Below are 24,862 nucleotides of genomic sequence, written 5' to 3'. Positions count from 1 at the left end.
ATGTTTAAATCAGTTAGGGTTTGTTTATCTATGTCAAACTTATTCATGAGGCGTTGTAGATGGATATGCTAAAATTGTTTTGTCTATAAATCTTTTCAAGATAAGAATTTACGATGAGAGTTGACAATTTTCAGTTTCCAATTAACTGTCGGCAATCTTCATTTGGCAAATGATTCATCTTAAAAAACTGAAAACTGTATACTGAAAACTGCTAACTGATACATTTTTTTTCTAAATTTGCGCCTTTTACAAATAACAATATGATTAAGAGACAGCAAATTAAAGATTTATTAAAGTCGACAGCATTTGACACAGAAGTAACGGTTATGGGATGGGTTAGAACTTTCCGTAATAATCAGTTTATTGCCTTAAATGACGGATCTTGCATGGGCAATATCCAGGTTGTGATCGATTTTAATAATTTGCCTGATGAGCTGTTAAAAAGAATAACAACCGGCGCGGCCATTTCTGCAACAGGTAAATTGATCGAGTCTTTAGGTAAAGGTCAATCTGTTGAAATTAAAGCAACAACGGTAGAAATTTTGGGTGATAGCGATCCTGAAAAGTTTCCATTACAACCAAAGAAACACAGTTTAGAGTTTTTACGCGAAATTGCACACCTGCGTTTCCGTACGAATACTTTTAATGCCGTTTTTAAGGTACGTCATGCCTTGGCTTTTGCCATTCACCAATTCTACAACGAACGTGGTTTTGTGTACATGCACACCCCTGTAATTACGGCAAGTGATGCAGAGGGTGCTGGTGAGATGTTTAAAGTAACCACTTTAGATTTCGACAATACACCACGCACTGAAGATGGCAAAGTAGATTTCTCTCAAGATTTTTTTGCCCGTGCAACCAACTTAACCGTATCCGGACAATTGGAAGGCGAATTGGCAGCAATGGCTTTCGGACAGATTTATACTTTCGGTCCTACTTTCAGGGCTGAAAACTCGAATACTACACGTCACCTGGCCGAATTCTGGATGATTGAACCTGAAGTTGCTTTTGCAGATTTAGAAGACAACATGCAGCTTGCAGAAGACATGATGAAGTATGTTATTAAATATGCTTTAGACAACTGCAAAGATGAACTAGAATTTTTAAATACCCGTTTAGCGGAAGAGGATAAACAAAAACCACAGAACGAGCGTAGCGAATTTAGCTTGTTAGAAAAACTGGATTTCTGTTTAGCAAACGATTTTGAACGTTTAACCTATACAGAGGCAATCAGGATTTTAAAATCTTCTAAACCAAACCAGAAGAAACAGTTTAAATACCTGATTGATGAATGGGGTGCTGATTTACAAAGTGAACACGAACGTTACCTGGTAGAAAAACACTTTAAAAAACCGGTAATCTTAACCGATTATCCTGCTGATATTAAATCGTTCTACATGCGCCAGAATGAACCAGATGCGGAAGGCAGACAAACTGTTGCAGCCATGGATATCTTATTCCCGGGTATTGGCGAAATGATTGGCGGATCGCAACGTGAAGAACGTTTAGACCGCTTAACGAAACGCATGGAAGATTTAAATATCCCTCAAGACGAACTTTGGTGGTATTTAGATACCCGCCGTTTCGGATCAGCACCACATGCAGGCTTTGGTCTAGGTTTCGAGCGTTTAGTATTGTTCGTAACCGGAATGACCAACATCCGTGACGTAATCGCTTTCCCGAGATTCCCGAAAAACGCAGAGTTTTAGTAGGGTTTAGGGTTTAGGGTTTAGGGTTTAGGGTTTAGGGTTTAGGGTTTAGGGTTTAGGAAAAAACAAATAACCCATTATCAAAGAAGTCAAGTTTTAAAAACTTGACTTCTTTTGCATTGTAAGGCCCCGAGACAAACTACCATTGAAAGATTCCAATATAAGAGATCGTCATTGCGAGAAGGCTTTTTCAGCCGACGAAGCAATCTTACAACGATCGCTATTAGCGTGTGCATTAAGATTATTCATTTTTTGCATATGTTATAAAGGCATTCATGATCTCGCTTCGTTCGGTTATCTTCGTTCCTCAGCAATGACGATTTTTCTATTGGATTATGTGAATGGTAACTTTTTTCGGCACAAAGACTCTGAGCTCAGGGTGACGACCGGATCAATATAAACCTACATCAATCAAGGGTTTTCAACAATTGTCCCAGCGGGACGCCTGATGGGTAACAGATTTTACAATTGGCGTTTTCGTTCCGTAGGAACGTTTGGTGGTTAAACCGCTAATGCCTCTTCATTTCCCGCCACCTAAACCTGATTGACGCGAAAAGCCCGCAGCATAGCGAGGACTTGTAGCAAAAAGCAGGACTGAACAAACCCAAACACCACTGTCCTTGCTTTCCAAAAAACAGTCCAAAACCAAAGAAGTCAAGCTTTTAAAAGCTTGACTTCTCTTAGTGCCATGGAAAGACTTACGAAGTTCTGCCTATACTCAGCCCCTTTATACTTGGGAAGTCATCCTCCACTTATCTGCCATCATCATGCATGGTATCTCCGTACGGATTGGCATGTGCATAATCTACTGCTGATACCTTATAATCTGTTGGCGCAAAACTGGCTGAAGTGCTCAGTGCCATGCCAAGTTCGTAACGGGTTGGATAAGGTGTTTGTAACAGACTACCTGCCGGGATATATGGAAAAGTCTCCAGATAACTCTGCATTACACTTGGGCTTACACGCCTATTGATGTACGCCCTGCTTAACTGATGCGTTTCTCTTAAACCCGCAGCGCCTAGTAATTCTACCGCACTGGCTACGGTTAAGTTATGGAAATTTTTAACACGAACGGTTTTATCTTCTACCACAAGGCCCTTCATTAAACTCTGATCTTGTGTGGCTACGCCTGTTGGGCAGGTATTGCTGTTACACTCTAAAGCCTGAATACAGCCCAAAGCGAACATCATTCCGCGGGCAGCATTACACATATCAGCACCCAAGGCGATATTTTTAACCAGATCGAAACCTGTTGCCACTTTACCAGAGGCAATAATTTTAATGTGTTTTTTCAGGTCAAAGCCATTTAAAACATCATATACAAAAGCTACACCTTCGCGCAAAGGCATACCTACCGAATTCGAAAACTCCTGTGGTGCGGCACCTGTACCACCCTCACCACCATCAACAGTAATAAAATCAGGGTAAATTCCGGTTTCTACCATAGCTTTACAAATGGCATAAAACTCGCTTTTACGACCAATACACAATTTAAATCCTACTGGTTTACCTCCTGATAAATCGCGGAGTTTTTTAACAAACTCCAGCAAACCGATAGGTGTATTAAAAGCCGAGTGCGCCGGTGGCGACAATACATCTTTACCTTCGGGTACCAAACGAATCCTGGCGACTTCCTGTGTTACCTTTTTGGCTGGTAACATACCACCATGTCCTGGTTTGGCACCTTGCGAAAGTTTAATTTCGATCATTTTTACCTGATCGGTTTGCGCCCGCTCGGCATAAGCATCATAATTAAAGGTACCATCGGCATTACGGCAGCCAAAATACCCGGTACCAATCTGCCAGATTAAATCGCCTCCCGGCTGACGGTGATAGTCGCTTATCCCACCTTCGCCGGTATTGTGTGCAAAGTTGCCCATTTTAGCACCACCGTTTAAAGCTAAAATGGCGTTCTGACTTAAGGAGCCAAAACTCATGGCCGAAATGTTATAAATACTGGCTGAATAAGGTTTTTTACAATCTGGTCCGCCAACGATAACACGCGGATCTAAATTTAATTCATGGTGTGAGATAGCGGCAATACTATGGCTTAACCATTCGTAGCCATTATCGTAAACATTTAACTGCGTTCCAAAAGGGATCGTATCGTTATCTTTTTTAGCGCGTTGGTAAATTAAAGAGCGGTTTAACCTGTTATAAGGTGTACCATTGGTATCGCTTTCTACGAAATATTGATATACTTTCGGCCTCAACTCTTCCATAAAATACCTTAAACGGCCGAAAACCGGATAGTTCCTTACAATACTATGCTTGGGCTGGTATAAATCGTAAATACCAAGAATTACAAAAGGACCTGTAAAAATGAATGTCCACCATAAAAAGGGATGATATAAGCCCAGCATAATGGTTAGGGCAATTAAAAATGCGGCAATCGCAACGAAAGCTTTTCTCATAATAATAATAGATTAGCGTATGTTTTATTGGTACAAAGATTAGGATTATTAAACAACTGACACCATTAATTTGTTATTTTTACGCTATGCTTATTAAGATTTATCCAGAGAATCCCAACGAAAGGGCCATTGAACAAGTTATTGAGGTGCTGAAAAAAGGCGGTTTAATCATCTACCCTACCGATACTATTTATGGTTTGGGCTGCGATATTACCAATCCGAAAGCGATCGAAAAAATTTGCCGCATTAGGGGCATTAAACCAGAGAAAGCTAATTTCTCTTTTATCTGTCATGATTTAAAACACATTTCTGATTATATCAAGCCAATTGACAACACCACTTTCAGGGTGTTAAAAAAAGCTTTACCAGGACCATTTACCTTTATTTTTAATGCCAATAACAACGTACCTAAATTATTAAGTTCGAATAAAAAAACGGTGGGTATCCGTGTGCCCGATAATAACATTGCCCGTTGTATTGTGAAAGAGCTCGGCAATCCGATCCTATCAACTTCCATAAAAGACGATGATGATGTAATTGAATACTCTACCGACCCGGAATTGATTCACGAAAAATATGAAGACCTGGTCGACCTGGTAATTGATGGTGGTTATGGAGATAACGAAGCCTCTACTGTGATTGATTGTACCACAGGCGAATTTGAAATCATTCGTGAGGGTAAAGGAAATATTGAAGAATATTTGTAGATCTTCTGCATTATAAAGCTAGATAACCTGTCTATCACGCACATATTAGCGTTATTTTTTTTGAAAGTGAAGGTCCTGGTGCGCTGTGGCAGCCTCCTGCCCTGCTTTACTCTTCAAGTCCTCATCCGATAAAGGATCGGATTGCGGGCTTTCCGTTCCAATCAGGCTTAATAACAAAGTCTGTAACCACCAGGCTCAAACCTTTATAATAATATCTGCTTAAATCTGCGAGAAATAGCAATAGCATGCTGTCCCGTCAACCAAAGCCATGATGATGGTTTGTTCATAAAAACGATATAAATAACAAGAGAATTTAAACAATAAACCTCCTAATTGTCGTCATTGCGCGAGAAGGCTCTTTCAGCCGACGAAGCAATGACGACCTTTCTTTTAATGATTTCTCCTGAGGGATATTTAACCTCGAATATCCAAAAAAAGCACACTAACGTTTACACAATCATAAAATTACTCCTTATTACATTTATTTTTCCACAATCATTCAAATTAACATTAACTTAATCTGATTATAAGGCATTTGCCTATACATTTGTTATAAACAAAACTTACAATATGAAAAGACCTTTACTTCTCATTTTACTTTTTCTGGTTTTCTCAAACTATTTATCTGCCCAGGTTTCATTAACAGCATTAAATACAGCAAAATCAGAAAATTTTGATGGCATGACGGCAACAGGAACTTCGACAGTTGCCGGATGGAGTGCCGTTAAAGCAAGCGGCACAAACACCGCAGCAGTTGGTTCAGCCTTAACATTAACGGTTTACACCGCGTCGTCAAATAGTGGTGGTGCCTATAACGCGGGAACAGCCGGAGCGGCCGACCGTTCGTTAGGAAGTCTCGCCTCTGGTTCGTTAACTCCGAGGTTTGGCGCTGGCTTCCAAAACAACACTGGTGCAATTGTAACTTCAATCGATTTATCGGGGGTTATGGAACAGTGGAGAACTGGCTCAACGGCCACAGTTAACGAAAAACTAAATTTCGAATACAGCTTCAATGCCAACAGCATTGCTGATGCATCGGCGACCTGGCTCCCGCTTACCGATATGGACCTTAACGAAAAGTTAACAACAACTACGGCAGCAACGGGTATTGATGGCAACTTACCTGCAAATCAAACGGCTATTTCGGGAAGCATCACCACAATTACCTGGGCAGATGGCGCTACGCTTTATATCCGCTGGACAGATACCGACGATTTAGGAAGCGACGGCATTTACACTATCGACGATTTTAGCATCACGCCAAAAGGCAATGCTACAACTACACCGGTTTTATCAGCCTCAAATACAACGTTACTTTTCGGCGATCAAAACATCAATTCAAATGCTACAGCACAAAGTTATACATTAGGAGGCGCCAATTTAACGGCGGCTGTTTCTGTAAATTCAACAGCACCTTTCTTTGTTTCTAAAGACAATACTACTTTCAGCAATTCCATTAGTTATACTGCAGGCGAGGTTGCTGCATCACCATTGGTTTATGTACGTTTCAGTCCAACTGCAGGCGGCAATGCCAGCAGCAATATTACAAATACAAGCACCGGTGCCAGCGCTGTTAATGTTGCGGTAAGCGGAAATGGACTTTCAACCATTTTAACGGTAAACCAAACTGCTTTCGATTTTGGCTCCCAAAATACAGGTACCAATTCTACTGCGCAAAGCTTCAACCTCAGTGCAACGGGCTTAACCGATGTGGTGAATATTACCACAACAGCACCTTTTACGCTTTCAAAAGATAATGTGACCTACAGCACTTCTTTGGTTTATACCGCGGCAGAGCTTGCTACAGGCAAAACAGTTTCGGCACGTTTTAGTCCAACAACACCTACATCAGTTTCGGGCAATATCAGTATTGCTAGCACTGGTGCAAGCACACAGAACATTACTACCACAGGTGTTGGCACAACACCACCTGCTACCCTAACCCACGTGGTCATTTCTGAAATTTACGGTGGTGGCGGAAACACTGGTGCAACTTTCAAAAATGATTTTATCGAATTATACAACCCAGGCAACACCGCAGTAGATTTAACAGGCTGGAGTGTGCAGTATTTAAATGCTGCCGGAACAGGCAACTGGGCAAAAACAGATTTAACAGGCAGTATCCCTGCAAAAAGTTTCTATTTGGTTCAGGAGATTGCTGGAACTGGCGGAACCGTTAATTTGCCTGCACCCGATGCTACCGGAACTTTAGCCTTATCCGGTACAACCGGAAAAGTAATTTTAAGCAATTCAAATGTACTTTTAACCGGCTCCAACCCATCAACCACTGTAGTAATTGATAAAGTAGGCTTTGGCCCAACAGCCACCGGTTTCGAAACCGCACCTACCCCCTTAATCTCCAATACAACTTCAATTGAACGTAAAGCAAGTGCAACTTCAACAGCGGCAACTTTATCCGTTGGGGGTACCGAAGAGTTTAATGGAAACGGATACGATACCGACAACAACAGTACCGATTTTGTAGTTACGGCCCCAAACCCGCAAAACACTTCGATAAAAGAACCAACAGGCGCCAACCATGTGGTTATTTCTGAAGTTTATGGCGGTGGCGGTAACAGCGGTGCTACCTATAAAAACGACTTTATCGAGCTGTATAACCCAACACTTTCAGCTGTAGATTTAACCGGCTGGAGCGTTCAGTATGCAAGCGCTACCGGTACAGGCAACTGGGCAGCAACCACCTTATCGGGCTCCATCGCCCCAAAAGGTTTTTACCTGATCCAACAATCAGCGGGCACAGGTGGTACATTAGATTTACCAACACCTGATAAAATTGGCACGCTCACCTTATCGGGTACAACCGGAAAAATATTGTTAAGCAATTCGGCTACCCCACAAACAGGTGCAAACCCGGTTAATGCAAATATTATTGATAAAGTTGGTTTTGGAACGGCAAATGGCTACGAAGGTACTGCCCCTGCACCTGCCACAACCAACACCACTTCAATTGAAAGAAAAGCAAGTGCAACATCAAATGCCACCACGATGGGTATTGGTGGTACAGAAGAATTTGCAGGTAATGGATACGATAGCGATGAAAATTCGTCAGATTTTATTGTGAGGGCACCAAATCCACAAAACAGCTCGGTAACCGAGCCTGCTTCAACAACTGGCCCCTATTTAGTTGTTACGCCAAAAACCTTGGCTTTCAGCAACCAGGCATTAAATACCACATCAGCTTCAAAAAGTTATGTACTCTCTGCAGGAAACTTAACCAATACCACTACTTTAACAACAACAGCTCCTTATTCTATTTCTAAAGATAACGTTACTTTTTCTACTACATTAAGTTATAGCGTAGCCGATTTAGCCACCAACCAAACGGTGTACGTAAAATTTAGTCCAACAGCTGTGGGCAATTCAACCGGTGCCGTTTTACACACCAGTGCAGGTGCAACCTCGGTTCCACTTTCATTAACCGGCGTGGCGGTTGACCCTAACCAAACGGCTTTCAGCTTTGAGAACTGTACTACCGTGGGTAGTGCAGCCCTATCCGATGGCTTTTATCAATACAGCGTAACCGGTGCACAAACCTGGGGCTGTACCACTACTTTCGGACATGATGCCAGCGACCCAACTGGTGTAGCAAGTGCAGGAAATGCCCTCCAGATTAATGGTTATGCGGGTGGTAATATTTTAAATGAGGATTGGTTGATTTCGCCAGCCTTAAATATCACTTCGTTTAACTATGCCATTTTATCTTTCTGGACGAGATCAGCTTTCGCGGGAGATAAATTACAACTCAAAATTTCTACAAACTATACCGGTTCGGGTAACCCTGCACTGGCCACATGGACCAGTTTAGATGGTAAATTCCCTGAAACGGGTAGCGATAAATGGACCAAATCAGACAATATAGACTTATCGGCATACAAGGGCATACCGGTTTATGTAGCCATTGTGTATAATTCTACTACTTCGTCGGCCAGCCGTTGGACGGTTGATGATTTTGCAGTAACCAACTCAAGTACTCCACCAGCGGTTGATATTACCACTTCGCCATCAAGCCTGACTTTCGGTTTCCAAGCGGTTAATACCACTTCTGCTGCAAATAGCTTTGGTTTCTCTGCAGGCAACTTAACGGGCGATGTCACCTTAACTGCTCCGGCTAATTTTACCTTATCAAAAACAAGTACCGGAACCTATAGCAATACCATAACTTATCCAAAAGCCGAGATCAACAATACTTCGCCAACAGTTTATGCTAAATTTTCGCCAACGGTGGTGAACACCAGCTATACCGGCAATGTAAGCATTACTACTCCTGGTTCGGCAAACAAAACAGTTGCCTTTAGCGGAAATACCTTCGATATTGCCAACACTTTAGAAGTAGTGAACTGGAACATCGAATGGTTTGGCAGCCCTGCTCAGGATCCATCGAACGATGTATTACAGGCGGCTAATGTGAAAACCGTAGTGAACAACCTCAATGCAGATATTTATGGTTTTGCAGAGGTGGTAGATACCACTTTGTTCAGAAATACCGTTTTACCGGCCGGATACAATGTTTTATTCAGCGAATTCGGATCCTATGCCGATAATAAAGCCGATGCCGACTATCCATTGGCACAAAAACTGGCTTTTATGTACCGCACCGATCTCATTAAGCCTATTTCTACTTTAGGCATTTTAAGAGATACCTATAACCCTGCTGTACCCGCAACCAGTGTTGATGGTACCCCGTACAAAAATTGGTCATCAGGCCGTTTCCCTTACATGATGCAGGCGCAGGTGAAGATCAACAATAAATTGGATACGGTTTATTTTGTCGAAATTCATGCTAAAGCAAACACAGGACCAACAGCGGATCAGATTGATGCCTATAACCGTAGAAAAGGCGGAAATAAACAATTGAAAGATTGGCTTGACGCTAACCTCGCTGGCAAAAAAGTGATTATTCTTGGCGATTTTAACGATGTAATGGATGCCGATAAAACCATTGCACCAATGCCTGCAGGTACCGGCACTTCATATTCCGATTTCACCCAGGATGCAGCTAATTATTTCCCTGTAACCTTACCACTAAGTTTGGCAGGAAAACAATCTACCGCCGGATTTAATACCGTAATTGATAACGTCATCATCACTAAAAACCTAAACCAAAACTACATACCCGCCTCGGCCGAAGTTTTAGATGCCGTTAAAAATCTGGTGACCAATTACAGTTCGACCACAACAGATCATTATCCGATTAAAACGAGGTATTTATTCGGCAATGGTGCACCCACAATCGATGCAGTGGCCAACCAGGCTATTTGTTATTCACCAGAAAACCAAAGTATTTCCTTAACTGGAATTTCTGCTGGTCCTGAAACCACGCAAAACACTACACTTTCTGTTACTTCAGATAACGCTAACCTGTTTGATGTATTAACCATAGCAGCAAACGGTGCCGATAAAGGAACGATTACTTATCACTTAAAAAACAATGTAAGCGGTGTTGCCAATATTACCGTTACCGTAATGGATAATGGCGGAACAGATTTTGGTGGCGTAGATAAAACCACTAAAACTTTCAAATTAGCCGTTACTTCAACTGCTACAGCAAGTATTGCCGGCACATCAGCAGTTTGCTTAAACGGAGCCGCCCAAACCATCACCTTTACCGGGGCAAACGGAACTGCACCTTATACTTTTACCTATAACATTAACGGCGGAACAAGTAAAACTGTAACGACAACAGCTGCAAGTGCATCGGTAACAGTTCCAGCACCAACTAATATAGCCGGTACCTTTGCCTATAATTTAGTAAATGTTAAAGATGCAAATTGCGGTCAGGCGCAAACCGGAACCGCTACTGTAACCGTCTACGCCTTACCTGTGGTTTCCATCAGCAGCAATAAGGGCGTAAGCATCTCTAAAGGCGATGCCCTGATTTTAACCGCTGCAGGCGGAGTACAATACGGCTGGACAGGTGCAGAAATTACCAGCGGGCAAAATACCGCATCTGTAACCATCAGGCCGAAACAAAGCGGCACCTATAAAGTAACCGTTACCAATGCCAGTGGCTGTGTAAGCGATCAAACGATTTCGATAACCGTAACCGAAGATTATAAGTTAGAAGCCAGTACAGTAATCACCCCTAATGGTGATGGGTATAACGATAAATTTATCGTAAAAAACATCGATTATTACCCAAACAATACCTTAAGAATATTTGATAAGGCCGGGCGGGTTTTATATACCAGGCAAACTTATACCAATGATTGGGATGGAACCATAAATGGAAGTCCGCTAAACGAAGGCACCTATTATTACATCCTCGATCTCGGTAAGGGCATCGGTACATTCAAAGGTTTTATCAACATCATTAGAGACTAATTACAGACATGAGAGCAATTACCAAAAACATAAAGCAAATGCGTCGCGTAACGTTTCTATTTGCAGCCGGTACATTATTTTTAAGCACCGTGAAGGCACAGATCCTTCCACTCAATGCACAATATTTCCAGAACCGCTACCTGGTTAACCCATCAATGGCGGGTATTACCGAAGGATTTAACATCAACGGAAGTTTCCGCAAGCAGTGGTCTAATATTCCCGGCGCACCCATTACACAAAGTGTCACCTTAGATCAGCAGGTGAACAAAGTAGGCTGGGGCGTAAATATCTATAACGAGAAATCGGGCGGGATCCAGCGCACCAAGGCCGTTGGAACCTTTGCGTATCACCTTCCCTTGAATAGCGACGACCAGAAGTTAAACTTCGGGATTTCTTTTGGCGCGAGTCAGGATAAACTGGATTTAAACAGTATAAGAAACAGCGATATTAACGACCCGTCCATCGCCCGTTTTAACGATCGGGGTTATTACCTGGATGGCGATTTCGGGATCTCTTATACTTCGAAAGGATTAACCGTTGAAGGTGCTGTTCCAAATATGCGTTCCGTTTTCAGAAAAGACGATTTAAACTTTGCCGATAAACCCACGTTTTATTCGGCGGTAAGTTATAAGTTCATGCTGGGGTCGGGCATTAACGGAATCAGCCTCGAGCCTAAAGGTGTTTTCAGGGGCATTAAAAATTATGATAACCTATGGGATGCTGGTTTAAATGCCAATTTCGCCAACGATAAATTGTACGTAATGGCAATGTACCACAATACGCAAAATGCTACTGTTGGTTTTGGCATGAATTACAAATCGACCTTATATTTTATGGCTTATTACAATACCGCAACATCAGCCATCAGTGGTTATACCGATGGTGATTTTGAAGTGAATATCAGGGTAAATATTGGCAAGAAACCATAATAATCCTTGTCCGTTATGCTGATTCGATAGCTATCGGATTTATTTCAGTTTTAATAACGGTCGTCATCCTCGCGCATGCGGGGAACTTAATGCAACAAAACGAAAAGCCGCAGATTTAAAAAGATCTGTGGCTTTTTTATTGGTCGCAGTGCCTTACCCCTATCCGCCTATCGGCACCTTTCCTGAAAGGAAAGGGTTAAAAGAACAATATCGCTCCTACTTTCTGGCGCCTTACACTTATAACCACAAAGACACCAAGAACACAAAGCTATTGCATAGTGACTTAGTGCCTTTGTGACTTAGTGGTTAACAAAGACAACCGTATTATAGCGAGCGTCATAAACCCCTATCCGCCCATTGGCACCTTTTCCCTGAAAGGGAAAGGACTAAAAACAAATTATCGCACCTTGTAATATACTCTTTGCTATTTCCATCATGCTATTTGCTCCCTGCTATCCGGCCTAGCAGATTTTCGTAGGAAAAAGCACGGAAATCTTTGCAGTTCCCCTCATTACCCCACAGCCCAAGGCAGGATCAAGCGGCGCGATGGGATAAGCTAGGGTAAGAGCCTCGATGCTGCCGCAATTAAGATTTCCGTAGTTTTTTACAAGAAAGGATGCAAGCCTTGGGTTTTTGTTTCTTTTGGGCCAAGCCAAAAGAAAGAGCCTCTCGGCAGCGGTGAGCCGAGGCAAGACCGAGTAAGGGTAAAAACCTGCAATTGTCATTCTGAACGAAGTGAAGAATCTTCAGACTAAAAGATCCTTCGTGCCTCAGGATGACAACCAGCGAGCATCTCTTTCCCCCCGTTAATAACACTTTTACAAAAAACACCCATATTCCCGCTCTATTTTCACTATTTTTACCTCTATGCCTAAATTAATCAATCTAGAAGTATTTCAGCGTTTCTTTCGCTCGGGGCAGGTAGGTGGTTTTTTATTGCTGATCTGTGTAGCCATTTCCTTGCTCATCGCCAATACCGCTTCAAAAGAAAGTTTCGAAACCTTTTTAGCCACAAAAATCGGCTTTGGCGCCATCAACTACAGTATTGTAGCGTGGATAAACGACGCCTTAATGGCCATCTTCTTTTTATTGGTAGGATTGGAAATCAAACGCGAGCTGATAGAAGGCGAACTATCTTCCATTAAAAGTGCAGCACTGCCTGTAATTGCAGCACTGGGTGGCATGCTTTTTCCTGCTTTAATTTATTCGGTGTTTAATAAAGGCGCAGAAACCGCTGGAGGCTGGGGTATCCCCATGGCCACCGACATTGCATTTGCCCTTGCCATTATCGCAATGCTCGGCAAAAGCGTACCCACCAGTTTAAAAATATTCCTGGCGGCTTTAGCCATTGTCGACGATCTTGGCGCCATCCTGGTTATCGCAATCTTTTATACCAACCAGATTCATTTCGAATACCTGGCTATGGCTGGAGGTATCCTCGTTCTTTTAGGCTTAATGAACTATTTCGGCGTAAAGAAACTCGTGTTTTACCTCATCCCAGGCATATTTCTTTGGTATTTCATTCACCACTCAGGCATCCACGCCACCGTTGCAGGCGTATTACTGGCTTTCACTATCCCTACGAATGAAACCGATGTTGAATCACCTTTAGAAAAACTGGAGCATTTTTTAACCACTCCCGTTAACTACATTATTATGCCGGTTTTCGCATTGGCCAATACCAACATCACCTTCCAGAAAGAAATGCTTACGGGACTGGTTTCTCCTTTGGGTCTCGGCATTATCGTCGGTTTATTTGTAGGGAAAACCATTGGTGTAACCTTTTTCAGCTGGCTTGCCGTGAAACTGAAATGGGCCGATTTACCCACCGGGGCAGGCTGGAAACACATTTTAGGTTTAGGAATGCTCGCCGGAATTGGTTTTACCATGTCGATTTTTATTGCCCTGCTCTCTTTTAGCGAGGTGCTGCATGTGTCAGAAGCGAAGTTTGCAATTTTAACCGCTTCGATCCTATCAGGTTTGGTGGGGTTTGTGTTTTTGAAATCGGTTAAAGCTAAGGCTTAACCTACAAATTGTATTTTAACCATAAAGTAAAATAAAGAAGGCATAGATTATGAATGCCTATTAACTAATTTCAATCAATATGATTAATAATACAATGTCAACTGAGCGTGACCGAATGTGCACAAGGTGCTTCCTTCTGGCACGTATAATTCCACGCCTTTATTGAACAACTGTTCTGGTTTTTGAGATAGATAAGGAAGTCGCTCGCACCAGACAATAAGCAGAACAAGGTATAAAGTGTTCGTATTTGTCCATCAATTCTTGTATTTTTTGATTGCTTCCGGGGAAACAGGAGTAAAAAAATTTATGAGGTTACCATCCGGATCACGAAACAATAGGGATTTATTACCCCAGGGCATTATTGTTGGCATTTGCACCACGTAAGGCTGAAGAAAGTCGGCTAACCTTTGGCATTCACCATCTACATCCTGGACCATAAATTCAATAATTGCGGTTCGGTTTTGAGCAGCTTGTGCAATTTCGTCACCTCCAAAAAAATGTAAAGTTCTTGTACTTCCTATTGCCAGAGTAGCTGAATTGGTTTGCAGTTCAGCAAAATCATCAGTGTATTGTATAGCTTTCATTCTAGTCAATTGCTCATAAAAATTAACAAGTTCTTTGACATCTTCTGTAATAATTCAATCGAAATGAAATTCATAATCCTAATTTTTGTTTCATTAATGTACTGGTCTTTGCCTACAAATATGAAATAGGATTAAGACAACAGTCTGTCAGGAGTGCCGAACTTTTTTTTTCTTTTCGTCTAAATATTCTGTAAGCGTCAGTTTGTGTGATTGAAAACTTAAGTCAAGTTTATTAATTTTTAAAATTCTGCTCAGGCTGAACATGCTAAAATCTTTTCTTAACCTGCAAAAAGCAATCAGCAGCCAAATTTCTTTTAAGCTGAAATTAATCCAGTCAACATCTTATTTTAAAGCTTTGAGCTTAGCAGCAGTTTCAGGGTAATCTAAAATCGATAAAGCTTTAATGTAATACTTTTTAGCCTCTTCTTTTTCACCTTTAGCTGAATGATAATCACCCAAAGCATCATACACGTTGAAACTATATGGGTAGTTTATTTCATTCATTTGAAAGAAATGATATGCAGATTCGAATTTATTAGCTCTTAAAAAAGCATAACCCATATTATTGACTATACTTTCTGAGGGAAGTATTTCATAGCCCATTGATTTAGATATTTGTTTGTATCCAGCCTTCAGTGCATCCAAGATTGTTTTGTCTTCTATAGAAGTGCTAAATAAATCATAGTTGTCAACAGACAGGAAGTTATAATCTCGAAAAATATAATGAAGCCCGTCATACTCACTGATAAACGGTGCCGTATTATGGCCTTCGTCCTCATAATATTTAATTTTCCAAAGTAATTTCTTGTTGCTATTTCGTTGTAGTGCACTTTTCAATCTGTCCATGGCAAGAACAGCATCATTAAAAGGAGTTATTGTTTTTCTAACTTCCGCCGTATCAAGCTTATTTTTAAAACCATTAGCAACAGAAATAAATACTTTTCTGTTATTAAACTTTTTATCGGAAAGTATATGCTCTGCTTCTTTTGACAGCTTAGAGTTGTCGTACCATAAAGCAGGGTCTATTGAAATGTATGAATTAAATAATTCGGTATGCTTCAGTAGGGTGTTAATAACAAATAGCCCACCTAAAGAATGTCCTATCAACATACGGTATGGTGCAGTTGAATATTTAGATTCGATTTCAGGAATCAGTTCTTTTTGCAGAAAAGCCGTAAATTTTTCCCCTCCGCCTGATGATTTGGCTGAGACGCTGTCTAAAAATATTCCTGAAGTTATGTGCGTCGGAGTAAAATCTCTTATCCTGTCGATATTTGGTATTGCTACAATAATACACTCCTGAAAAACCCTTAGTGAACCCATGTTTTCCATCATCGCTGCAAGTCCCTGAAAATGTTGCTCCCCGTCTAACAAGTAAATGACAGGATATTTTTGTTTGCTAAATATTTTCTCAGATGCACTTTCAGGAAGATATACAAAATATCGCCTTTCTTCCCCGAGAATCTTTGAGTAGGTTTTATAGGTTTTACCTATTGAAATATCATTTTTTTCTTGTGAATAACTGATTATTGTTGTCAGAAAAAACAATAAAAAAAGAAAATTTTTCATGTCGGTTATATATTGGCTTTCAAAAAGACAGTTTTAGAATTAAAATGTTGCGCAACATACTAAATTTGAAACACGTTGAGCATATGAACTAGTATCATCATCAAAAAATGTTGATTAAAAATTTTGTTTTCCGTCAAACATAGCATCCAGGGAAATAGTGATAAACCTTTCTAAGTAAATATATTACCTGAGCATTCTATTTTATTGTTCGTTCATATACAATTCCATCTTTAATGATTATTCTGTCGGATAGAAAATTGTTTGCATTGTCAAATGGGCTTTGATGCCAGATCAGCAGATCAGCCTGCGTACCTTTCTTGATTATGCCAACTTTTGAATCAATCCCTAAAGCTTGCGCTCCGTTAATCGTACAAATTTGTAGTATAGAAGATATTGAAAACCCACTTTTAAATAACAATAATTGCTCCGCCTGAAGCGACTTTCCACCGTTTGCCATATCTGTTCCAATTCTTAATTTAATTCCTTTCTCTTGCATCCGTTTAACATACTTCATGAAAATTTCAAAGTTTTCCCTTGTCCTGGCTTCTTGATTTAGCAAAGAGGCTGAATCGGCAAGGGAACCTGCCTGAAATAATTCAGCCAGAATATTGATGCTGGTTGAAAACGTAGCATTTTGATTTGCGAGCTTATCAATCAAAATATTAATTTCAGCCTGTTTATGTTCGTCAATATATCTGAACATCTCTAAAAACATTTTCAGTATATCAGACTGTGTTTTTACTTCTCCATAATGCCCGATGAATTCTTTATTAAATGTCTCCCAATCTTTTTTTTCTTTGATTACACTATAAGCGATGGTGACCAGGTGTTCATAATTTTTTAAGCCGATATCTAAAGTTTGGCCCATAGTCATCACATTTTGATCAATATGGCCATAAACCCTCATGCCTAAGCGATCTGCAGTTTTAAAAGCAATTTTAAACTCGGGGTCTCTTAACCTCCAGTAGAGTTTAATATGCCTGATACCAAGCTGGTAATACGCTTCAATTTTCTTCTTTGCCGCCAAGGGACTTTCAACAACTACGTGACCGATATAGGTTGGTCTGTCTTCTTTTGAGATAATGGCTGCACCAGCTGTATAAATATTGATATGATTCGGGAGCGGGTTAACCGACCAGTCGAGGATTGGCTTAAGCCACTTTTCCGGTTGTCCCATCATCATAACGGTAGTGATCCCATAAGGAAGATAGGCATCAGTTAAACGCTGCCTGTAAATCTGCAGAGAATCGCTCACCAGATACTCAGGTGCTTTGTCATAGTCCCCAAATACATCAGTGGGATGGATGTGCGCATCGATAAAACCTGGGGTTACCAGTTTTCCTTCTGCATCAATCGTTTTTTTTGCAGCGAATTTGCCAGTGTTTTTAATAATATTGTCAATGATACCATTTTTGATGAGGATGACCTGTTTCGGGCTGACTAATCCAGTTTTAACGTCGAAAATTTTTGCATTTTTTATGGCAAGATCATATTTTTTTTCCTGGCTAAAAGAGCTTAAGCTGAAAAACAGGCAGAATATGGTTATATATCTCATGTAGTTATAAAAAGATTAAATGCAGGCATATCTTTGCTTCTGATTATCAAATATTATGGTTTATGATTTCGCTAATAACCAAAGTAGATTAAAGCAGTTGAGGGTTATACTATAAGATTTCCTTTTCTATACCTTTTTTTAGTTCTTCCCGGCTCTTCCCGGTTTTTAGCATAACTTTTTCTAAAAAATTATCAGAAGTAATGCTCTTATCATAATATAACTGGTAGAGAAAATTTATTCCATATTGTTTAATCAAATAATTGCAACAGGCAGCTGCAAATGTGTAGGTAAGCGCACTGCTGTATTTACCATTAACTTCCCTGGCGTACAATTTTTCGAAACTACAATTACCACTATTATAACATATTTTCAGTTCCTGAATACCTTTTATATAGGTAGTTTTGCCCTTATCGGTACCACCATACAAAGTAGCCATTCCCTCCTGCAAGAAGAAGCAATTGGCGCCTGGACCTAAAACTGCGTGAATAAACTCATGCTGGTAAGAAGGGTTATTGTTAATGCCTACAATATACCCATCCACATTGTTTGTAAAGCCAGTGAGGCCACCATTACCCCATATAACAATATTAGCTAGGTTATTTAGTTCCCCTTCATTGGAACACATATAGTATTCGATAGGCGCTTTCAATACCGGGCGTTTTAATATTTTTCGTATCGAATCCAGGCTTCTGCTTGCCCTGTCCATAGACTTTTTACTGATCTTGTAAAAAGGCGAAAGGTAGAAATGGATATTTTTGGTCTGATAACTTATAAAGAGCTTCGAATCATACGCCTTACAATTATCGAGGTAATGATTACCACCTTTTGTTACGATGTAATATTTATAAACATTAGTATAGGTACTACCCTCTTTATCCGGCTTACTTCGGGCAAGCAGTTTAAAGTAAGACAAAGTATCATTAATGGACTGCAATTCTACCAGTTGAAGATCAAATTTCGTTGCAAACTTTTTTGGTGAATACCTGTTCCACAGCCAGTCCATATTATAATCGTAGAAAGACCTGTTTTTATATTTAGGATGCCATAACTTATTTGTAGTGGTATCCTGACTCATATAGACATTAATAAAACGACAAAGATCCTTAGCTTTTTGTGAGGTCGTATCAATCTTATCGGATATGTGAACTTGTGCTTGTAACTGATGGAAAAAGAAGAAAAGCAGCAGGATAGTGAAGAATTTTTTCATCGTATGGTAATGATAAGCACTTATATATTCAGGTGTTCTAAAGTAGAAATATTAGTTGAAGTGACAAAACGATGTAATAAAGCTGCCTTTAAAACTTAGCGTGTATATTATTAAGGGTGAAATAATGATAATTCTTTATGAATGCTTTCGTTTTATTATAATCGAATTTGTAAAAAAAACCCGTCATTAAAACTAATTTTAGGCAGAATATTATTACTTGTTAAATTTATTGTACGCTCTAAATGAAATCCCAAAATACAAAATATATTTATTTAAGTTAGGATTTACTGACGTAGAATAGTGCCCATAAATATCATAAATCGATAAAATTCCGAGACGATCCAAATACCAAGGAATAATGATAACTCCAATCAATTGTTCTCTTGACCTGCTAGTTGAAGTGCAAAATTTAGTTGTACATCATTCTTGTTGATGATATCCTGCGATGTAGACTGAATCTTATATTCTGGAATAATCCCCCTTCCAATTTCCTTTGCAGTCTTAACTGCCATTTCGTATTTAACTGTACCAAATGAAATCTCCATTTTTGTATTCGGCAAAACCAGTTCAGACTGTACACCAGATGTGTTTCCATCATATGTTCCACCTGTTTCTTCTCCAATAAACTTTCCACGCTTATTGCTGTACGCTATCGCACAGAATTCCGCTGTTGTAGAGAATGACAATCCATCAATTAGGAACCATACTTCACCGTTATAAGATTGATGTGGATGTATAATTTCAAGATTTGGGTGAGCTTCTTTCGTTAATTGATATTGATTATCATGTACCTTTTTAAACATTTTAGGTGTCAGGTTATTATAGGAAGATACGTTGCTTTTGAATTTATCAAAATTCATTTTCATTGTGACTGTCTGCAAGCTCCTGTAATACTTAAATGGTTTATTCGCCAAATAAGAATAAAGCTGGCTACCGTAAGTATCTCGTCCACCACCATTTCCACGAAGATCGATTATCAATTTTTTTATATTAAGATCTCTTATTTTCTTGAAAGTGTTCTTCAGAAAATCACTATAATCTATTTTTAGTTCTGACGGTTCAAAACTCTTTATAGTAATTAGAGCGATCTGGTTAGACTTTATAGAAAAATCAAGAAGTGGTTGATGGAAATCCGAATTTTCATTTTTACCTATGTTTTTTTCAAGATCAGCCTTTATTTTTATACTTTTTATTTGTCCATCTTTCAACTTGTAATCAACATCAAAGTAAGGTGTCTCACCAAAGGCGATGAAATAATAGAAATAAAAGAAGTTATTTAAAATGTGATATTTTTTAGTCTGAATATTTCCATCAGACACTATATACTTAAATAACTCAGGTATTACAGCGTTGATAGGTTGTTTATTAATGGAGATAATTTCAGACCCAGCAGGGATTTGGGGAGCAGCGACAGAATCCACCCATGCTTTACCATCAATAAACCTGAGTTTTACTGGAAAAAACGATGCCCTCTCACTCCGATAATTTTCTAAAGCAGGTGGCAAACTACAATATAGGTGTCCATCTTTTATTTTACTCATTAAATTTTTTAGCATTTTGTAAAACTCTAAATCGGTGGTTTTTTCACTGATCGAAGCATAACAACTGTCAAATACAGCATTCATCGTCTTTTCATCAGAATATCGGTTAAGTGATGGATACGTATTTTGAATACTACTTCTAAAAAAAATAAAGTCTTGTCTTAATCGGTCAGCATGATTGATATGAGAATTCAAGTTTGATGTTTGTCCATACGAAAGAAACGCAGAGCAAGATATTATTATACAGATTAACGTTTGATAAATTTTATTTCCGGCCATTAATAGATGTTTCCTTAAGGGGCCAATATAAATTAAAGAATTATGATAATCAATGCCTCAACTTTCTATAATCATCATTCCTGCAGGGAGACATATGGCAATTGTGCATGCCAGAGCAAGTTCAAAATGCATTTAAAAACCGCTTTCTGTACTATTCTGTAGGAGCCTGGTCAAGCTCAGCTATTTATAATTACCAAAAAATGGTCGCTTCCTGATGCATACTTTTGTATTTCTTAGATGATTACAACTTCAGACTGTAACGTTTATATAATAAACGAAAAATTAGATTTTGATTAATGGAATTAGTTTATGGTATTCCATAATCAAACCAACAATTCAGCAGGACTTATAAGGCCAATTAAATTCAATTATCTCTGAAGTAATGCTCTTTTTAAAAAATGAGGAATAATGATTCATAAATATTGTCACGAATGCACCTATTTCAAAATACCTATTTCATCAAAGATGAAATTAGAAATTTCAGTACGAGCATTATTGAAGTCTGATTTTTTTTCTGTTGTTTGGATGCAATTTGAAAAATAAAATACATTGTCTTTAGTCGTCACATAACCGACATACCACCCAATATACTTACCATCTTGCTTGCCAGAGCCAGTTTTTGCACGTATAACGTACTTTGATTGATTATCAACGATCATTATATCTTTTAAAATATCTATTGATGATTTAGAAAATGGGAGTTTGCCACTTTGCAACTTTCTTAAAAACTCGATTTGTTGATTTGGTGATACTCTAAGACCACCTGTTAACCAGAAGGCATCAATACCGCCACTTATGTCATAGTTTCCATAATGAGCCTTTTCAATCAATTCTTTCATTCGTTTTTCTCCGACTCTTCTCGCCAATTCCTGATAGAACCAAACAGTTGAATTTTTAAAAGCATCTCGCATATTGGTGTCATGGTTCCATGCGGAATTTTGGCGTTCTTTACCATCCCATTTTATAACTACATTTTCATCATCAATAACTTTGCTATCAAGTGAAATTAATGTATTACAAATCTTGAAAGTCGATGCAGGAGTAAACGGTTGAGAAGTTTGTCTCTTGTTATAGTAAGTGTACGCATCTTTATTCTGATCATAAACTACAAAAGAACCCTGTACATTAAATTTATCATAGAACTTCTTAAAATCGTTCCTAACCACTTCCTTTGGCAAATTATTAAAGGAACTAGTAGATATCAGAATTAATAAAAGTACAAAGATTGGAAGCTGCTTGTTTTTCATACGTAGTATAGTGAGGGGATAGATGAATAATAAAATCTAAGGTAAAACAATTATTAATTGACCATTGATGTTATCGCCCGATATAATATCTAAATCATTTAACGATATTTTTCTAAAATGCAGATTTGTATTAATTATAAATACTAAACTTCTAAATAGAATCGCTTATATCCGATTGTTCTCTTCTAGGCGTCCGTAAATAAACGTAGTTCTAATATTTACTAAGCAATTGAACGCATCTATTAAAAAAAAACCAAATGGGCTCGAATCAAAAAATAGCCTTAGAACACTAACTAAGGCACATGAAAATCTTTCTAAAAATACAAATCCCTCTCTACGGACTTGTAAAGAGGGATTGTGGGCCCACCTGGGCTCGAACCAGGGACCAAAAGATTATGAGTCTTCTACTCTAACCAGCTGAGCTATAGGCCCGGAAAAAAGGTATTCCTTTTTTGCGAGTGCAATGTTACAAATTTGAATTGAAATTAGGAAAATGTTTTCACCCTTTTTTCATAAAAAGAAAGAATACAAACTCATTTTCAAGCGCTTAATTTTAATTTTCATTTTACAGCGCCTCGTTTATCATTAAAAAATGTTGATAAAACTCCTGCTCACCTGTCCTCAAATCAATTTCGAATAGGTTAATTTTGTAATTGATATGAATACGCCCGACCCGGACAACCAACTTCTTCTCGATTTTTTAGCCACCACCAATCAGCCTGTTTTTTTAACAGGTAAAGCTGGAACCGGTAAAACAACCCTGCTACGCAAGATTAGGGATACCACAAAAAAGAATTTCGCCATTGTTGCACCTACCGCTGTTGCGGCAATAAATGCGGGTGGCGTAACGCTCCACTCCTTTTTTCAAATTCCTTTCGGCCCCTTGGTTCCTGTTGTTTATGAAAACGCTGAAACTAATTTTAAATATTCAGACGAAAAAACAAGGCTCTTACGTTGCCTTGATTTATTGATCATTGATGAGATTAGTATGGTTAGGGTTGATCTGATTGATTTTGTCGACCGTACTTTAAAACGTGTTAAAGGCTCTAACCGTCCATTTGGTGGCGTTCAGGTGTTAATGATCGGCGATCTGTACCAGCTCTCTCCTATTTTTCATGATGCCTGGCATATCCTGGGCAGTTATTATTCCAGCCCCTACTTTTTCGATAGCCTGATTTTCAGGTCTACGCCAATGCTTACGTTCACCTTAGATAAAGTTTACCGTCAATCAGACCCCGTATTTCTTGATATTTTGAACGGGATGCGGGAAAACAGTCTCGATGCCGGCCTTCTTGCCAAACTGAATGAACGTTACGATCCATCCTTAGACCAGGAATGGAAAGATGATTACATCACGCTCACCACACACAACCAACTGGTTAATGAAATTAACCAGGGCTGTTTAGAAAAATTGGCCGGAGAAATTTTCGAATTCAAAGCAGATGTAAGTGGCGATTTCCCTAAAGATGCCTATCCTACCGACGAAAAGCTTCAGCTAAAACTGGGTGCACAAGTCATCTTTATTAAAAATGATTCTTCGGGTAAAAAGCAGTTCTACAACGGAAAAGCCGCAAAAATTACCGCAATCAGTCAAGATTCGATAAAAGTAACTTTCACCAGCGGTGGCGGGGAAATCGAAGTAGAAAAAGAAATCTGGCAAAATGTTAAATATAGCCTGAGTGACGAAGAAAATAAAATCGATGAAACCAGTACCGGATCCTTCTCGCAATATCCATTTAAATTGGCCTGGGCCATTACCGTGCATAAAAGCCAGGGGTTAACCTTCGATCAGGCAATAGTTGACGTAAGCACCGCATTCACCCACGGACAGGCTTACGTAGCACTAAGCCGTTGCAGAAGTTTGGAAGGACTGATCCTGAAATCGCCTGTGGTACCCGAAAATATCATTACTGATGCAAAAGTAATCAGTTTCACAAAGGCTGCTCACCAGGATAAACCTACGGCTGAGCTGTTATCACGTTATACGCAGCAATATGCCTGGGGATTGATTCATGAGCTTCTGGATTTTTCGCTGATTGCCAAAGATTGGGAAAAACTCGGGCGCTCCAAACTGATCGATAAAGACGAGAAGAATGCTTTTTTATCTATTTACGAACAGGGAAACCAGATCTTTCAACACGAGATCTTTAAAGTAGCCAAAAATTTTATTACAAAGGAATTCTCGAAAATAAGCACCAATGAAAATCCGGCAAATGAAAGTGCTTTTATGGAACGTTTGCAGAAAGCCTCAGATTATTTTATTCCAAAACTTGAACAGCTCATTACCTTAATGGTAAGAATTGTGGCTATCAACTTTTATAATGATCCCCACTCTGACAAACTACTTACAGTTTTAAACGACTGTAAAGATGCACTCCAGATCAAGATGGCTTTATTTAAAATTTCGTGGAACCCCTTTTCGATCAAAGATTATATCAATACCTTGCACGCCGCCGGCAATAAACAACCAGAAAAAAAACCAGTTAAATCGAGCATTAAACCAAAAGAGATTTCCAATCCTCAGGTTTATAAAAACCTGGTTGAATGGCGCAAAACAATCGCGCTGCAACGGGGCACCCAAGATTATGCTGTACTTTCAGACTTAGCACTACTTTCCATTGCCGAAAAAATGCCCAGGACTACCGACCAACTGGCAGCACTCAAAAGCGTAGGAATTGGCAATGCAAAAGAACTTGGCCAGCAAATTACCCGCATTGTAAACGCCCATTTGGGTACAAGTGAGTTATTTTAAAT

General features: G+C 39.4%; 13 protein-coding genes and 1 tRNA gene. 6 read left to right on the top strand and 8 right to left on the bottom strand.

Annotation, left to right across the window (positions count from 1 at the left end):
* Positions 1-260 precede the first annotated feature (260 nt).
* Positions 261-1,709: an asparagine--tRNA ligase gene (gene asnS, locus ACUN24_RS14250; RefSeq protein WP_445563090.1), complete on the top strand. Its 1,449-nt coding sequence runs from the start codon at positions 261-263 to the stop codon at positions 1,707-1,709.
* A 752-nt stretch (positions 1,710-2,461) separates the two neighbouring features.
* On the opposite strand, the gene ACUN24_RS14245 is transcribed toward asnS, so the two are convergent.
* Entirely contained in the window at positions 2,462-4,123 is a 1,662-nt protein-coding gene (locus ACUN24_RS14245) for an FMN-binding glutamate synthase family protein (RefSeq protein ID WP_445563089.1), read from the bottom strand.
* Between the two features lie 86 nt (positions 4,124-4,209).
* On the opposite strand from ACUN24_RS14245, the gene ACUN24_RS14240 reads away from it, so the two are divergent.
* The 4 genes from ACUN24_RS14240 (at position 4,210) to nhaA (ending at position 14,126) form a co-directional block, all read left to right on the top strand.
* Positions 4,210-4,830: an L-threonylcarbamoyladenylate synthase gene (locus ACUN24_RS14240; RefSeq protein WP_445563088.1), complete on the top strand. Its 621-nt coding sequence runs from the start codon at positions 4,210-4,212 to the stop codon at positions 4,828-4,830.
* A gap of 570 nt (positions 4,831-5,400) precedes the next feature.
* Entirely contained in the window at positions 5,401-11,172 is a 5,772-nt protein-coding gene (locus ACUN24_RS14235; RefSeq protein WP_445563087.1) for a lamin tail domain-containing protein, read from the top strand.
* A gap of 38 nt (positions 11,173-11,210) precedes the next feature.
* Entirely contained in the window at positions 11,211-12,101 is an 891-nt protein-coding gene (locus ACUN24_RS14230) for a PorP/SprF family type IX secretion system membrane protein (protein WP_445563086.1), read from the top strand.
* An 867-nt stretch (positions 12,102-12,968) separates the two neighbouring features.
* The gene (gene nhaA, locus ACUN24_RS14225) at positions 12,969-14,126 is read left to right on the top strand and encodes a Na+/H+ antiporter NhaA (protein ID WP_445563085.1); all 1,158 of its coding nucleotides are present in this window, start codon (positions 12,969-12,971) and stop codon (positions 14,124-14,126) included.
* Between the two features lie 254 nt (positions 14,127-14,380).
* Here nhaA and ACUN24_RS14220 read toward each other — a convergent pair whose 3' ends face one another.
* The 7 genes from ACUN24_RS14220 to ACUN24_RS14190 all read right to left on the bottom strand — a co-directional run bounded on the left by ACUN24_RS14220 (position 14,381) and on the right by ACUN24_RS14190 (position 22,540).
* Positions 14,381-14,710 (bottom strand): VOC family protein, encoded by a 330-nt coding sequence (locus ACUN24_RS14220; RefSeq protein WP_445563084.1) that lies wholly within the window; start codon positions 14,708-14,710, stop codon positions 14,381-14,383.
* A 342-nt stretch (positions 14,711-15,052) separates the two neighbouring features.
* Positions 15,053-16,279: an alpha/beta hydrolase-fold protein gene (locus ACUN24_RS14215; protein ID WP_445563083.1), complete on the bottom strand. Its 1,227-nt coding sequence runs from the start codon at positions 16,277-16,279 to the stop codon at positions 15,053-15,055.
* 196 nt (positions 16,280-16,475) lie between these two features.
* Entirely contained in the window at positions 16,476-17,834 is a 1,359-nt protein-coding gene (locus ACUN24_RS14210) for an amidohydrolase family protein (protein WP_445563082.1), read from the bottom strand.
* 109 nt (positions 17,835-17,943) lie between these two features.
* Positions 17,944-19,041, bottom strand: a complete 1,098-nt coding sequence (locus tag ACUN24_RS14205) for a hypothetical protein (RefSeq protein ID WP_445563081.1) — start codon at positions 19,039-19,041, stop codon at positions 17,944-17,946.
* A 371-nt stretch (positions 19,042-19,412) separates the two neighbouring features.
* Positions 19,413-20,861: a S41 family peptidase gene (locus ACUN24_RS14200; protein WP_445563080.1), complete on the bottom strand. Its 1,449-nt coding sequence runs from the start codon at positions 20,859-20,861 to the stop codon at positions 19,413-19,415.
* 437 nt (positions 20,862-21,298) lie between these two features.
* The gene (gene blaOXA, locus ACUN24_RS14195) at positions 21,299-22,108 is read right to left on the bottom strand and encodes a class D beta-lactamase (RefSeq protein WP_445563079.1); all 810 of its coding nucleotides are present in this window, start codon (positions 22,106-22,108) and stop codon (positions 21,299-21,301) included.
* Between the two features lie 358 nt (positions 22,109-22,466).
* Positions 22,467-22,540 (bottom strand) — tRNA-Ile (locus tag ACUN24_RS14190).
* A gap of 226 nt (positions 22,541-22,766) precedes the next feature.
* On the opposite strand from ACUN24_RS14190, the gene ACUN24_RS14185 reads away from it, so the two are divergent.
* Complete coding sequence (locus ACUN24_RS14185; protein ID WP_445563078.1) at positions 22,767-24,860, top strand: HRDC domain-containing protein; 2,094 nt, start codon at positions 22,767-22,769, stop codon at positions 24,858-24,860.
* The last annotated feature ends 2 nt before the right edge of the window (positions 24,861-24,862 follow it).

It is taken from the genome of Pedobacter sp. WC2501, assembly GCF_052682415.1.
Note: the sequence above shows the minus strand (reverse complement) of the source record. Positions and strands in the feature narration are given on the sequence as shown.